This is a genomic window from Chroococcidiopsis thermalis PCC 7203 (genome assembly GCF_000317125.1).
Taxonomy (GTDB): Bacteria; Cyanobacteriota; Cyanobacteriia; order Cyanobacteriales; family Chroococcidiopsidaceae; genus Chroococcidiopsis; species Chroococcidiopsis thermalis.
Window position 1 is genome coordinate 2,232,571 of the sequence record NC_019695.1, and the last position, 13,941, is coordinate 2,246,511.

Sequence of the window (13,941 nt, forward strand, 5' to 3'; positions counted from 1 at the left end):
AAAATTAACTCACAAGCGTCGCCAATAGTAAAGTCAAGTCGTCATCCGTCCGTTCCGTAATTCTTGGCGATCGCAAAAACGCCGCCAGTTGTTCTTTAGCTTCACTCTCATCCTCCACACCTGCCATAAATTGAAACAGGGGAGAAAAAAATGGTTTGTAGGGTGAACCATCGCCCATGTTCACAGCTAGCATCTGCAACCCATCTGAAAACACGGCAATATGTGTCGTCGTTCCCCGCCAAACGTTGACTTGGACTGTCTCCAAGGCTTGGGGGGAAACTAGAAAAGTTGTTTCATTGATATATTCTCCTTTTTGAGCGGCAGTCAGAGCAAAAATCTGACCGTCGCGATCGCTCGCTACTGCCAAGCCATCACCTACCTGCACCGCTGCAACTAATTCTGGGGTAGCAACTGCTAAAATCAACGTCGTCGCTAACTCCCGCGCCTGCTTGCCACAGACGGCTGCTTCTGCTTCTACTGCTGTCTTTGCTGCTGCCAGAGCTTGAGTCAGAATTCGCTGCCATCCCTGCTCGTCGTCAACCAAATGCAGTCTAGAGCCTTCAGCACAAATCGTCTCTACCGCCGTTTGCGCGGCGACAATTGCCCCGACTTTGCCTAAAGCTGCACTTCCTGCCCCGTCAGCTACTGCTGCTACCAAAACCCCCGTGGGCAACTTTTCCCAATGATGAGCATCTTGACAAAGCTGTCCGACCTTTTCGTGGCTCGTACCTCGAACTGAGGCGGATGCGACTCGCCATTGCCGGATTCCAGCAGGAGCATCTAACTGTCCTGTTGTATATAGCTCATCGTGGGCATCGTTACGCATTCATCGTGATTCCTTACTGATTCCTAGCCTATCTTAGGTGAACGGACAATCAGAGCGATCGCATCGCTCGACAAATCCTCCTTTTGTATACGGTAATGTGTACGGTTCCGTCAATTTACTCATTCATCTCTTTACACTTTCATTATGTACTTAGGGATAAGGGGTAAGGGAAAGAGGTAAATATTCAATTCCGAATTCCGAATTCCGAATTCCGAATTCAAGTGGCTCCCCACCCCACAGGTGGTAATGCTACTTGTTCGTCGAGACGAGAATGGGAAACGGCTGTGATGCTAGCAGACAACCAGAGAAACATTTCCGTAAACCTCAGCCCTTGAAGTCTGAGTGGAGTGCGGACAGATATGTACTTGAGCCGCTCCAGATTAGCATTTTCTACACCTACAGAGAAAAAAGCTACATGCTTGTTAACTTCATCTGTCTCAATTCGCTGCCTTGCCTGCTCGATTAACTGCTCTGATTCTCCTTGGGGTTCTCCATCTGTAATTAAAAATATCCAGGGACGATAATAAGCTACCCCGTGAGCGCGGTATGTAGCTTTGCGAGACTGGATCATGTCTAGGGCGCGATGAATTCCAGTTCCCATACAGGTTAAGCCCTGCGCTGTCAGCTCTGGTAGATCGAGTTGGTCGGGAGTGACAAAATCCTGTATAACTCTGACATCACTATCAAAAACCACGAGCGCCACCTCAACACGTCGGGAAGCGAGAGAGTTTTGTAATAAATCTGTTTGCAATGCCCGCAGCCCTTCATTTAAAGCATCTATTGCTGCTCCTTGCATCGAACCTGAAGTATCTAGAAGTAATACGCAAGGACAGCGAGGTTCTGGATTTTCAGCAAACTCTACCGCTTCATCAAGTCTTAATTGGTCAGACATACTTAACAATTTAGGTGGGAGACTTAGCTACTTGACATATGTGGTAGCTTTTACTCACTAGTGGACTGAGTAGATGGGCTGCTGGCATTGACAACAATTTATCTATGATAGTTCAGCTTTGACTTTACTAGTTCTTTTATCTCTGTAGTTTCAGCTGCGTCAGTCCGGTATTTTACTCACATTCATTTCACTAGGGAAAAATCAGGAGCAAATTCAGACAATCATTGCAGTTAACTACGCATACAAGACCAAGGCGACAAATTACTTAACTTTCCCACAGATTGTTTTTCTATATGTCCAAATCCTTTGTCATACGCCAATAGCTAAAAACTGTAAACTGGATGGTTAATTTTTATAGATTGCGCTATAGTCAATAGAAACTGTTAGCCTTTCGTCAATTTTTTATGATTTGCAGGGGTTCTAGCGGTGTAAGAGCAGATACAGCTTACAATATTTTAATAAACTTAACTAGGTTATCTCAATCCTCTTACCTCAATTGATTCAGACAAAAACACTCAAATTGCTCGAAATTAAGGCTTTGCTAAATAGGCATTGTCAGTTAAAGTATTCGCTCGCTTGGAAAAAGGTTTAAGTGCTAAATGGCTAGCTGTGGAACCTTTCAGAAGTTAAGTCCGCTGAGTTTATTGGCGCACTTGTCTAGTTGTTATGATAGTGCCTTGTTAAAGGTGACTAGCGGTGCTGTTACATGGTCGGTCTATCTTGAAGAGGGAAAGATTACTTATGCTTCCCATTCAATTGCTGCGTTCGATCGCCTCGACTGTCATTTGCATCGCCTCAGTTATAAAGTCCCGACGCTGACAAGTGAAACTAGAGCGCAATTAAGTTTGATTTTTGAAACTGAAGCAGAACAGCGGTCAGATACTAATCCCGAATATCAAGCAATTGGTTGGTTAGTTAACCATCAATATTTAAATGCCGAACAAGCAGCAGAATTAGTTGCAGAATTGGTTGGAGAAACGATCGAGTCGTTTTTATTAGTTAAATCGGGGCAGTACGACTTTAGCAGCAACTCAAACTTAGAGCAAGTTTTTTGTCGGCTCGAACTACAACCGATTGTCGATCTATGTCAAAAGCGCCTGCAAAAGTGGCAAGCTCTAGCACCAGAAATTTTCTCACCCTACCAGCGGCTTTATTTTTCTAACCGTCACAAATTAGAACAGCAAATTCCGCAGGAAATTCAGCAAAAGTTTAGTACGATTCTCAAAGGTTTCAGTTTTCGTCATCTGGCAATTCTATTAAATCAAGACGAACTTGAATTGGCGCAAAACCTACACCAGTATATTGCAGCAGGAACAATTTTGTTGCAAGACCCCTATGCACCATTTGACCAATTACCAAGAACCTTTGAACAGACTGCATCGCCATCAACAACACCAATTGTCATACCGGAAAAAGTCCCCTTACCGTTAGATGATATCCGCGATCGCCACATTAGCGATCGCCGGCTGGCTGCAACTCCAAAAGCTTTCGAGCGCGAACCAGTCAAAGAGACGCAGTTCCCTACGACAAAGCAAGAATCTCTCCCCACACAGTCTCCGCAGCCAAACTCAGAGCCAGTCAAGCATAGCTCTCAACCACCAGTTAACTTCCCGATTACGCGGACGACACCCCCAGTTCCTCCCACGCATATAGAGACTCCCACATCCCCACCGACTGTTATTCCCGATGCTCCAGCTACGAGAAATAAGTATAAAATTGTTTGTGTGGACGATAGCCCAGCAATGTTACAGGAACTGAAAAAGTTTTTAGAAGACGACTTATTTTCAGTTTTTACAATTGATAATCCTGTTAAAGCTTTAATGCAGATTATTAAAGTCAAGCCAAATCTCATCTTATTAGATGTAAATATGGCAGGAATTGACGGCTATGAATTGTGTCGTTTGCTCCGCAATCATTCTCTATTTAAAGACACGCCGATTATTATGGTGACGGCAAATACAGGAATTATTAACCGAGTCAAAGCTAGAGTTGTCGGTGCTTCAGGTTACTTAACTAAGCCTTTTAGCCAGCCAGATATTCTTAAAATGGTATTTAGGCATTTGACTTAGAAAGGAACAGAGGAAAGAGAGCTGAGGAAGCTGAGGGGGACAAGGGGGACAAGGGAGAAATTAGTCACGCACCACGTACAACTCGCTACACCCCACACCCTTTCTTCACTGATAACTGACAACTGATAACTGATAACTGATAACTGCTCCCTAGCGTTGGTGAGGAAAAAAAACCGTGTAGTAAAGTGAAGGATCGACCCGATCTGTAAACCGAGGATACAAGCTGCGATCGCAGGGTGAATCGTCTGGCTCTGTTTCTTCAACAGATTCGCTGGTTGAAACTTCTGTAGAAAACAAAGCAGCTAATTTTGACCAAGTAACAGAAAAAGGATTTTGTAAATATTTCTGTACGAGCGATCGCTTACCCGTTTCCTTTGAGTTATCTAGTTGCCAATCGTTTGTATGCTCTCTCATAAATGCATTCCTCGCAGCTATTTTGTGCGCTTGCTGGAGCGCTAAAGTTTATTAGCCACAATTGAGACGAGTTATGCACGGTTGTATGGTATGGAATGCTATCCATAACCTAATTGAGGAGTTGAGTTAGGATAGAAGATAAAGCGATCGCATGAAATCTATACTTCAGTAAACTTGCTATTCATTGGTCAAATAAACAACTTTATCCCTTACCCAAGCTCGAAAAGATTTGAGTAAAGCTACTTCTCCCTGCATGGGAATCTGTTGCATAAAATTACTCATATCTTCAACAGATATAAGAGGAAAAGCAAGACTCACATCACGCTCTCTATATTCCTCTACTTCTAGTTGATAAAATTTTAATTCTTTTCCGTCGTATTTCCAAAGTTCAGGAACACCTAAAGCAGAATAAATACCAAGTTTATTTACAGAACTACTAGTAATATCAATTTCAATTGCTAAGTCAGGCGGTGGATCGGTTTCTAAATTTAACTTGAGCTTGCCTCTAATTGCTGACTCGTTCTGAATATAATAACAATTATCTGGTTCTATACCGCAATTAGCTACTTGGTGTTTTAGAGTTGTTGAACCAGCGCTTCTAGCTTCAATGTTGAGTTCTTCAGCTAGGGCAATTATAAAATTACATAAATTGCTTTTGTAGCTTTCATGTTCAAAAAGTGGAATCATAATTTCCATCGTGCCACAGTCATAAGCAAAGCGAGAACCTCTGTTTTCACCTGTTTCTTTGAGTAAAGTTTCAAAGGTTTCCCAGCTAATGTTATGTAGCACTACTCTAGACTCTGCTGGAGTTAAAGAAGTAATCATATCCACTGGCTTTAGAGTCAATTGGGTGAGCTAAGCCCACCCTTTTACCTTAACCGAAGATACTACCAAAAAATTCTACCGCTTCCTTCAAAGCAACAATAAATATGTCAATCTCTTCACGGGTATTGTAAAAAGATAAACTTGCCCGTGCAGTAGACTGAGCGTGGATGTAACGATGTAAAGGCTGCGTGCAGTGGTGTCCGGCGCGAATAGCAACCCCAGCTTGATCTAGTAGAGTAGATAAATCGTGAGGGTGAACATCACCAGCCGTAAATGAAGCTAATGCAGCTCTACCCACACCTGCTACTTTAGGTAATGGACCATAGGTGCGGACTTCAGAAATTTGACTCAGTTGCTCGAACAGATATTGCGTCAATTCCGATTCGTAAGCATAAATTTTATCCATGCCGATCGCCCCTAAATAGTCTACAGCTGCACCGAGGGCGATCGCTTCTCCGATTGCTGGGGTTCCTGCTTCAAATTTGTGCGGTAAATCGGCGTAGGTAGAACGGTCTAAATACACGTCGGCGATCATTTCACCACCACCTAAAAACGGTGGCATCGATCGCAACAATGCTAGTTTTCCATACAAAAATCCAATTCCGGTAGGAGCGCACATTTTATGACCGGAAGCTACTAACCAATCGCAGTCCATTTGCTGTACGTTAACAGGCATATGTGGTACGCTTTGGCAAGCATCGATCAAAACTTTCGCACCGTGTTGATGGGCGATCGCAATTATCTCTTGTATTGGGTTAATGCACCCCAAAGTATTAGAGACGTGAACCACAGCGACAAGCTTGGTTTTGTCGGAAATTAAAGACTTATATTGTTCTAAGTCAAATTCTTCCTCTGGAGTCAGTTCGACAAACTTCAACACTGCACCCGTTCTTTGGGCTAGGAGTTGCCAAGGTACTAAGTTGCTGTGGTGTTCCATCACGGAAAGGATGATTTCATCTCCCCGTTGGATATTGCTATTACCCCAACTGTAAGCGACTAAGTTAATTGCTTCGGTAGCATTACGGGTAAACACAATTTCTTCTCGCTGCGCCGCATTGACAAACGCAGCTACTTTATCCCGCGCCCCTTCGTAAGCTTCGGTTGCTTTAGCCGCTAGGGTATGCACGCCGCGATGAACGTTGGAGTTATATTGCTCGTAATAATTCCGTAGGGTGTTGAGGACGAGTAAAGGTTTTTGGGAGGTGGCGGCGTTGTCGAGGTACACCAAGGGTTTGCCATTGACTTCTTGCTGCAGGATTGGGAAGTCAGCGCGGACGATATCGGCGAGGGTTCTTGCTTGGGTAAAAGTCATGGTTCAAGTCGAGAGAAGGAACAGAACGCAAATGTTGTAGGGGCGGGTTCACCAGAGTTCTCTACTTGTAACCAAATATATTGGTAAACCCGTCCTCACTTTCGGTCAATCAGCCAGATTTAATGTTGTAGCTTCGCGGGTAACAGCTTTGAGCAGAGTTTGTTGTAAAGAGGGAATTGGTAGTTGGTTAATAATCTCAGCAGCAAAGGCGTTAACTAACAAATTTTGAGCGTCAGCAGCGTTAATTCCGCGACTTTGCAGGTAGAAAATCTCATCGTCTTCCAACTGGCTGACAGTAGCACCGTGACTGCACTTGACGTTATCAGCGATAATTTCCAGTTGAGGCTTGGTGTCTACTCTAGCTTTGGAAGAGAGGAGTAAGTTGCGGTTCAGTTGTCCTGCATCCGTAAGTTGAGCGGCTTTAGCAACAAAGACTCTCCCATTAAATACAGTGTGGGCTTTATCGGCGACAATGCATTTATGGAGTTGACGACTCATACCATAAGGATAATTTAGTGCGATCGCGCTATGGGTATCGGCTGTTTGTTGCCCTGCTATTATAGTTAAGCCGTTGAGAATTGTTTCTGTCTGTTCTCCTGTCTGGTAGATGTCTAAATTGTGGCGCGACAGTTTTGCCCCTAAAGTAATCGCATTGCAGGTGTAACGGCTATCCCGTGCTTGAGTAATCGCAGTTTTACCAATATGGAATGCTTCTACGCTTTCCCGTTCAACTCTAGTATGACTAACTTGGGCATTTTCTCCCAGCCAGATTTCCGTAACAGCGTTGGTAAAGTATACCGTCTCTCCAACTTCGGCTTCGCCTTCTTCAGGATCTTCAATATTAAATTGATTTAAGTAGTCTTCCACCAGCGTGACGCTACTACCAGTTTCCGCGACTACCAAGCAGCGCGGTTGATTAATTGTTGGTGTTCTAAAAGAGTTAGCGATAAATAGCAGGTGAATTGGAGCTTCTACGACAACATTTTTAGGAATCCAGACGACAGCAACATCCGTAATTGCAGCCGTATTCAGGGCGGTAAATATGTCTTGTCCTGCCTCAGATTTTGCCAGGTAGTTGTAAACGCGATCGCGGTATTCTGCTGGTAATCCTGATAAATTGCTAACTACTACACCTTTCGGTAAATCACCGATTGCAGAATGTTCTGGCGTATACACCCCGTTGATAAATATCAAACGACTATTTGCTGCTTCTGAGAAGGTGAGTGGTGTCACCAGTGCTGCTGGTAATCCGGTGGGAGCCGCCACTTGAAAGTTAAACTGTTTTAAAGCAGATAAATCGGTAAACCGCCACTCTTCAATTTTGGTAGTAGGGAGAGTAGATTGACGGATAATGGAAGAAGCGCGATCGCGAATTTCCCGTAGAGACGTTACATGTAATGTTTCTACACCCTTTTGACACTGTTGCAGCAACTCTATCAGGTAGTTATCCCCACCCGACACGCTACCATGACTGCCATTCGTCACTGTTGGAGAAACTTGAATATTCATTACACTCCTACCTCAGTCGCAGCTTGCTCCAACACCCAATCGTAACCGCGAGACTCTAATTCCAGTGCTAACTCCTTACCACCACTCTTAATAATCCGTCCCCCAGCCATAACATGGACGTAATCTGGGACGATGTAGTTGAGCAATCTCTGATAGTGAGTAATTAGAATTGTGGCATTTTCAGGGCTGGCTAATTGATTCACGCCATTAGCAACAATCTTCAGCGCGTCAATATCTAATCCTGAATCTGTTTCATCCAAAATTGCAATTTTTGGTTCCAACAGTGCCATTTGCAAAATTTCGTTCCGCTTCTTCTCGCCGCCAGAAAACCCTTCATTCACGCTGCGGTTTAAGAAAGCCGCATCCATCTTGACAACATCCAATTTTTCTTGGATCAAATCGTCAAAATCGAATGCATCCAATTCTTCTAAACCTTGCTCTTTTCGGCGAGAATTATAGGCAACTCGCAAGAAATCCAAATTACTTACGCCAGGAATTTCTAAGGGATACTGAAATGCCAGAAAAACTCCAGCTCTAGCTCGTTCTTCCGCTTCCATCTCCAGCAAATCTTTACCTTGAAAAATTGCTTCGCCACCCGTCACCTCATAAGCTGGGTGTCCTGCTAAGGCTTTAGAAAAAGTGCTTTTACCAGAGCCATTCGGTCCCATAATCGCATGGATTTCTCCAGCGCGAACCTCTAAATTCACTCCCTTTAAAATTGGATTCCCATCAACTTCAGCTGTCAGGTCTTTCACCGACAGCAAAATTTCACTATTTTCAATAATCATTACTCTCTACGTCCTCTGCACTCTCTCTATTCACTTGCGAATTGCTTGATTGAGGGTGAGCATTGCCCACCCTATTTTATTAACCCACACTACCTTCCAGTTTCAGACTCAGCAGGCGATCGGCTTCTACAGCAAATTCCATTGGTAGCTGGTTAAACACATCCTTACAGAAACCGCTAATCATCATCGAGATTGCATCTTCTGAAGAAATACCCCGCTGCGCGAAGTAGAATAATTGGTCTTCGCCAATCTTAGAAGTCGAAGCTTCATGCTCGATCTTGGCAGTGTTATTTTGTACCTGAATGTAGGGGAATGTATTCGCCCGCGCATTATCTCCAATTAACATTGAATCGCATTGAGAATAATTCCGCGCTCCTTGTGCTTTCGGGTTAACTTTCACCAAACCACGGTAGCTGTTGCTAGAGTTCCCGGCAGAAATTCCCTTGGAAATAATCGTGCTGCGAGTATTCTTACCAACATGGATCATCTTCGTTCCTGTATCGGCTTGCTGCATATTATTCGTCAGCGCCACAGAATAAAACTCACCGACAGAGTTATCGCCGACTAACACGCAACTAGGATACTTCCAAGTAATTGCCGAACCCGTTTCTACCTGCGTCCAAGAAATCTTAGAATTAACTCCTTGGCACAAACCGCGCTTGGTGACGAAGTTGTAAATTCCGCCTTTACCCTTCTCGTCGCCAGCGTACCAGTTTTGCACGGTAGAGTATTTAATTTCAGCATTGTCCAAAGCGACAAGTTCCACCACCGCCGCGTGTAGCTGATTAGTGTCGTACATCGGTGCGGTACAGCCTTCTAGGTAGGAAACGTAGCTCCCTTCCTCGGCTACAATCAAAGTCCGCTCGAACTGTCCTGTATCGCCGCTATTAATGCGGAAGTATGTAGACAGTTCCATCGGGCATTTGGTGTTTTTGGGGATATAAACGAAGGAACCGTCACTGAATACAGCGGAATTGAGTGCCGCGAAGTAGTTATCTGCCGTTGGCACGACACTACCCAGATATTTCTGAACTAACTCTGGATATTCCCGTAAAGCTTCGGAAATCGAGCAGAAAATTACACCTTCTTTAGCTAGCTTTTCCTTGAAGGTGGTAGCTACAGAAACGCTGTCAAAAATGGCATCTACTGCGACATTAGATAGACGCTTCTGTTCTGATATGGGAATACCAAGCTTTTCAAAAGTTTCCAGCAATGCGGGATCGACTTCTTCCAAGCTATTCAGTTGCTTGGGCTTCTTTTTCGGCGCGGAATAGTAGATAATATCTTGATAGTTGATGGGAGGATACTGGACACTGTGCCAAGTAGGTTCTGTCATCTTCAGCCATTGACGGTAAGCTCTCAGACGAAATTCCAACATGAACTCTGGTTCTTCTTTCTTAGCAGAGATCAGGCGGATAACGTCTTCACTCAGACCGCGAGGAATAATATCTGCCTCGATGTCGGTAATAAAGCCGTATTTGTAAGGCTGGTTGACGATGGTTTTGACAGTTGCACTCATTGGTAGTGTTCTCTCGGTTGGGCTGAAATGCTCGAAGTAGCTCTTTAAGGATGAAAGACGGGTGGTCTAACCCCTTCCCACCTTCCTCATTGTAAAAATCGTAACTAAAACAACACGCTTGTTGTTTAACCTGTCTCCATTTTACGCTACATTAACAACAGGTATGTTGTCAAAGTAAAATTTTCAGCTGAAAACTTTGGAATGACAATGGTGACAACGCAGCAGCCCTCGACCAAGCAGGACATTCTGCAATATTTAATGAAGCAGGGGCAAGCCACGGCGCAGGAGCTAGCCACAGAGCTTGATGTCAGTCCACAAGCGATTCGTCGCCATTTAAAGGATTTAGAAGCAGAGGAACTCATTGTATATCAAGCAGTTCATCTGGGCATGGGGCGACCGCAGCACGTATATAAACTAAGCGATCGCGGGCGCGATCGCCTGCGTCGTACTATTAATGATGGAGGGGGAGACAGTCACGGACAATTTGCCGTTTCCCTGCTCGATACCCTCGCCCAAACAGTGGGGCGAGAACAAATGGGGACGATTTTACGAATGCAATGGGAGCGTAAAGCTCTAGAATACCGCGATCGCGTCGGCGAGGGTTCGCTGCAAGAGCGAGTCGCCAACTTGGTAGAATTGAGGAAAGCTGAAGGTTACATGGCAGAATGGTATTTTGTCAACGAAGAGAATTCAGCTAGAGGATTTATCATTACCGAACATAATTGCGCCATTGCCAACGTTGCTGAATCCTTCCCTGTAGTCTGCGGACACGAATTAGAAATGTTCGCCACAGTTTTACCTGATTGTCAAGTTGAGCGTACCCACTGGATTATTGACGGCGAACACCGATGTGGGTATTTAGTACGAAGCACGGGAGAAAGGGGAAAGCTGTAGGGGCGGGTTCACCCGAAATCCTTGTCGGAGCCAGAGTTGTTTGGTAAACCCGCTCGTACAAAAATTGTCGGGAAATACCAAAAATTGTAGTCGAAGTTGATTTTTTGAGTGAACCCGTCCGTACAAATGACCAATGACCAATGACAAATAACATGCAACCTTCAATGCAATTTCTCTCGGCGGAAGAGTCAGCCAAGGTAGATGCAGCCTTGCTTTCTTCTCCAGAAAAGTTTTTAACCAGACTGACAGTTTCATCGCTACGGCTGTTGAAACATATAGCCGAAGACTACGGCGTAAAGATGGAAGATTTAACCGCAGAGCAAGTGGTAGCCTGGTTTGAGAAAGATGGCAAGATTAGACGCGAACAAGGACTTGAGGCGGCTTTTCTGAAATGGTAGCTATTCAGTTATCGGTTATCAGTTATCAGTGGAGAGTGGTGCGCGACAAATGACGAATGACGAATGACCAATAACTCTTTTACCCTTGAGACACTGCGGTCGCATTGACATCTATATTGCGATCGAATATGATTCGCGGTCGGAATAGAATTTTCAAAATCAGTAAAATCGATTTGAATTCCCCTGGCGTGTTGTGGCGCTTCCATTGTCCGGGGCGACAAAATAACATTTCCACTAAGCAGCGATGTTGACTGAGACTGAGTTGCTGAAACATAACCCTGACTGTAGGAAATTCATTTTGAAATCCAGTCCGAATCACTTGACCAGTTAACTCTACTCCTTCTTCCATAATTTCTAACGTGAGTGGCTGCATTTCCTCGGCTGAAATAACTGCTTTTTGTGTCAGAGCAATTTCCGCTCCAACTTCAGAAATCATCGTCGTGACTCCCCAATAATTTTCCCCTTGAATATTGCACCTTACTGTTCGCCGGAGAGCAAACCAATCGTAAACATCTGGTTTGGGAGCGTCGAGCAGAATTAAAATTGCAATACCCAACATAATTAAGTTGTAGCCACTCCACAGCCAACCCAAACCAATACCTCGAATCTGTTGAGCAATTTCTAATGGTACTGTTGTTGCCCATTCTGCTTTCGCCATAGACATTCCTAAGTTGCGCCACAGACTAATAGCTGTGATCGCAAACAAAATAATTAAAGGTGAAGCTAGTTTCCAATTAAATGAAAAGCGATCGCGTTGTTGTCCTTTTGGAGTAACTTTAAATCCTTTGGCGAACGGTCTTAACATGACTTGAATTACTGTCAAAGCCAAGGGAAAACATAAAACCAAAGAGTATATATCTGATAGTAAAGCCGAGCGAGAGCGGTGATTTAACCAAGCAAAGACTGAGATTTGAACTAAATAGTAAGGCAAAAAGAAAAATAATAATTCAGTTGCCGTTGCCCTGAGTGGAATCACTCCTAAAAATGAATAGGCAAGTGGCATAACTAAAAATCCAACCCGGGAAATACTAGTGAACCAATGCAATAATCCTTCTAAATGTGCAATTCTTTGTAAAGGTCGCAATCCTTCGATAGTTAAAGGGTTTGCGTCGATAAAAAATGCTTGTAACGTCCCTTGCGCCCATCTGATCCGCTGTGTAGCATGAGCAGCGATGTTTTCGGCTGCTAAACCTGCACTTAGTTTTTCATCTAAATAAATTAATCGATAACCCTGCGCCGATAAACGAATTCCAGTAAAGTAATCTTCACTCAAAGAATCTGTGACAAAACCGCCAGCAGCTTGTAGTGCTTTGCGTCTGACGACAAAAGAAGTACCAGCACAAATAACGCTATCAGCTCCATCTCTAATGGGCTGAATTTGACGATAAAAAACTTCTTCTTCAGGAGTAACTGCATCTTCCAGCCCTAAATTACGGGCGATTGGATCGGCGTTATAAAAACTTTGAGGTGTTTGAACTAAAGCAATTTTTTCGTTTTGAAAAAAGCCAACAGTTCGATTTAGAAAATTTCTGGTTGGGACAAAATCTGCATCAAAAATAACGACTAACTCACCTTGCGTTTTGGCAATCGCGTGGTTTAAATTACCTGCTTTAGCGTGCTTGTTATCGGGACGAGTTAAGTATTTACAACCCAATTCTATAGCTAAATCTTTAACTTCTGCTCGGTGCGTATCATCAAGTAAGTAAATTTTTTTATGTGAATATTCCAGTGCTTGGCAACCGATAATAGTCCGTTTGAGGATAAAAGTAGGCTCGTTATAAGTAGGAATTAAAATATCAACATTTGGGGTAAAACTACCGTCAAGCACGGCTACAGCAAAGCGGTCGGCTTCGCGGCTGCGGTCTTTGACATTCAACATTAAAAATAATTGAATTGTACTGCTAGTTAACACCAGAAACTCTAAGAACAATAATCCCAGACTAAACACACCATTAAGGGGAGTAGCAAGATTGAGCGTAGTTAGCGATCGCCAAATAATATAACGAATAGTCAAAAGCAGTAATATTGCTACTACAATTTGCCGCGACCATCGTTTCGGTTGGGGAGAAATTCGCATGACTAGCATCACAATTAGTAGTAAAACAATTGTGGGAGCTAGTAAATATCCTCCTGACAACGTTGGTACTTCTAACCAAAAAGGAGGATTATTCTGAAAATTTTGTATTTGTAAAAAAATCGAAGTAATTCTGCCTTCTCCGGCAAACCATCCCCCAACTATCAGGCTAGAAAATGCCACGATACTCAGCATAACTAGCGTAGCGAGACGCGATCGCCTCACGCGCCTGAGTTCTCTCTGCTCTATCCCCTGACTTTTAATCTGAGAAACTGTCATTCCTACTACCCAATAATTTTCCTAACAAATACACTGGATTGTTGTTAGCAATCCATGTTAGGTAACACAATTGTAAAATAATTATAATTTTTATTATCGTTTATTATGTCAACTTTTAGCTAGTAGTTGAAATTTTGTTTGC

The 13,941-nt window shown here is 43.6% G+C and carries 12 protein-coding genes; 3 read left to right on the top strand and 9 right to left on the bottom strand.

Translation table 11 applies throughout. The features are described 5' to 3' along the window. Positions 1-4: 4 nt before the first annotated feature. Both CHRO_RS09845 and CHRO_RS09850 read right to left on the bottom strand, forming a co-directional pair. Entirely contained in the window at positions 5-826 is an 822-nt protein-coding gene (locus CHRO_RS09845) for a PP2C family serine/threonine-protein phosphatase (RefSeq protein ID WP_015154055.1), read from the bottom strand. A 217-nt stretch (positions 827-1,043) separates the two neighbouring features. Further along, the gene (locus tag CHRO_RS09850) at positions 1,044-1,718 is read right to left on the bottom strand and encodes a vWA domain-containing protein (protein WP_015154056.1); all 675 of its coding nucleotides are present in this window, start codon (positions 1,716-1,718) and stop codon (positions 1,044-1,046) included. A 599-nt stretch (positions 1,719-2,317) separates the two neighbouring features. Between CHRO_RS09850 and CHRO_RS09855 the strand changes: the two genes are divergently transcribed. Beyond that, on the top strand, positions 2,318-3,787 hold the full coding sequence (locus CHRO_RS09855) for a response regulator (protein ID WP_015154057.1): 1,470 nt from the start codon (positions 2,318-2,320) through the stop codon (positions 3,785-3,787). Between the two features lie 150 nt (positions 3,788-3,937). Here the strand turns inward: CHRO_RS09855 and CHRO_RS09860 are convergent, their stop codons facing one another. The 6 genes from CHRO_RS09860 to sufB all read right to left on the bottom strand — a co-directional run bounded on the left by CHRO_RS09860 (position 3,938) and on the right by sufB (position 10,154). Continuing rightward, positions 3,938-4,201, bottom strand: a complete 264-nt coding sequence (locus tag CHRO_RS09860; RefSeq protein ID WP_015154058.1) for a hypothetical protein — start codon at positions 4,199-4,201, stop codon at positions 3,938-3,940. Positions 4,202-4,378: 177 nt separating this feature from the next. Further along, the gene (locus CHRO_RS09865) at positions 4,379-5,026 is read right to left on the bottom strand and encodes a Uma2 family endonuclease (RefSeq protein ID WP_015154059.1); all 648 of its coding nucleotides are present in this window, start codon (positions 5,024-5,026) and stop codon (positions 4,379-4,381) included. Between the two features lie 49 nt (positions 5,027-5,075). Further along, positions 5,076-6,338, bottom strand: a complete 1,263-nt coding sequence (locus CHRO_RS09870) for a SufS family cysteine desulfurase (protein ID WP_015154060.1) — start codon at positions 6,336-6,338, stop codon at positions 5,076-5,078. Positions 6,339-6,443: 105 nt separating this feature from the next. Further along, positions 6,444-7,847, bottom strand: coding sequence for a Fe-S cluster assembly protein SufD (gene sufD / locus CHRO_RS09875; RefSeq protein WP_015154061.1), 1,404 nt, complete (start codon positions 7,845-7,847; stop codon positions 6,444-6,446). Then, positions 7,847-8,635 carry a Fe-S cluster assembly ATPase SufC gene (gene sufC, locus CHRO_RS09880; RefSeq protein ID WP_015154062.1) on the bottom strand — a complete coding sequence of 263 codons (789 nt, stop codon included), beginning with the start codon at positions 8,633-8,635 and terminating at the stop codon, positions 7,847-7,849. The genes sufD and sufC overlap by 1 nt, the downstream gene beginning before the upstream one ends. A gap of 79 nt (positions 8,636-8,714) precedes the next feature. Then, entirely contained in the window at positions 8,715-10,154 is a 1,440-nt protein-coding gene (sufB, locus tag CHRO_RS09885) for a Fe-S cluster assembly protein SufB (RefSeq protein ID WP_015154063.1), read from the bottom strand. Positions 10,155-10,361: 207 nt separating this feature from the next. Here sufB and sufR point away from each other — a divergent pair, with 207 nt between their 5' ends. Continuing rightward, on the top strand, positions 10,362-11,048 hold the full coding sequence (gene sufR / locus CHRO_RS09890) for an iron-sulfur cluster biosynthesis transcriptional regulator SufR (protein ID WP_015154064.1): 687 nt from the start codon (positions 10,362-10,364) through the stop codon (positions 11,046-11,048). Positions 11,049-11,188: 140 nt separating this feature from the next. Further along, complete coding sequence (locus CHRO_RS09895; protein WP_015154065.1) at positions 11,189-11,446, top strand: hypothetical protein; 258 nt, start codon at positions 11,189-11,191, stop codon at positions 11,444-11,446. A 79-nt stretch (positions 11,447-11,525) separates the two neighbouring features. Here the strand turns inward: CHRO_RS09895 and CHRO_RS09900 are convergent, their stop codons facing one another. After that, a complete protein-coding gene (locus CHRO_RS09900; protein ID WP_015154066.1) occupies positions 11,526-13,799 on the bottom strand; it encodes a glycosyltransferase family 2 protein in 2,274 nt (757 codons plus the stop codon). Positions 13,800-13,941 lie beyond the last annotated feature (142 nt).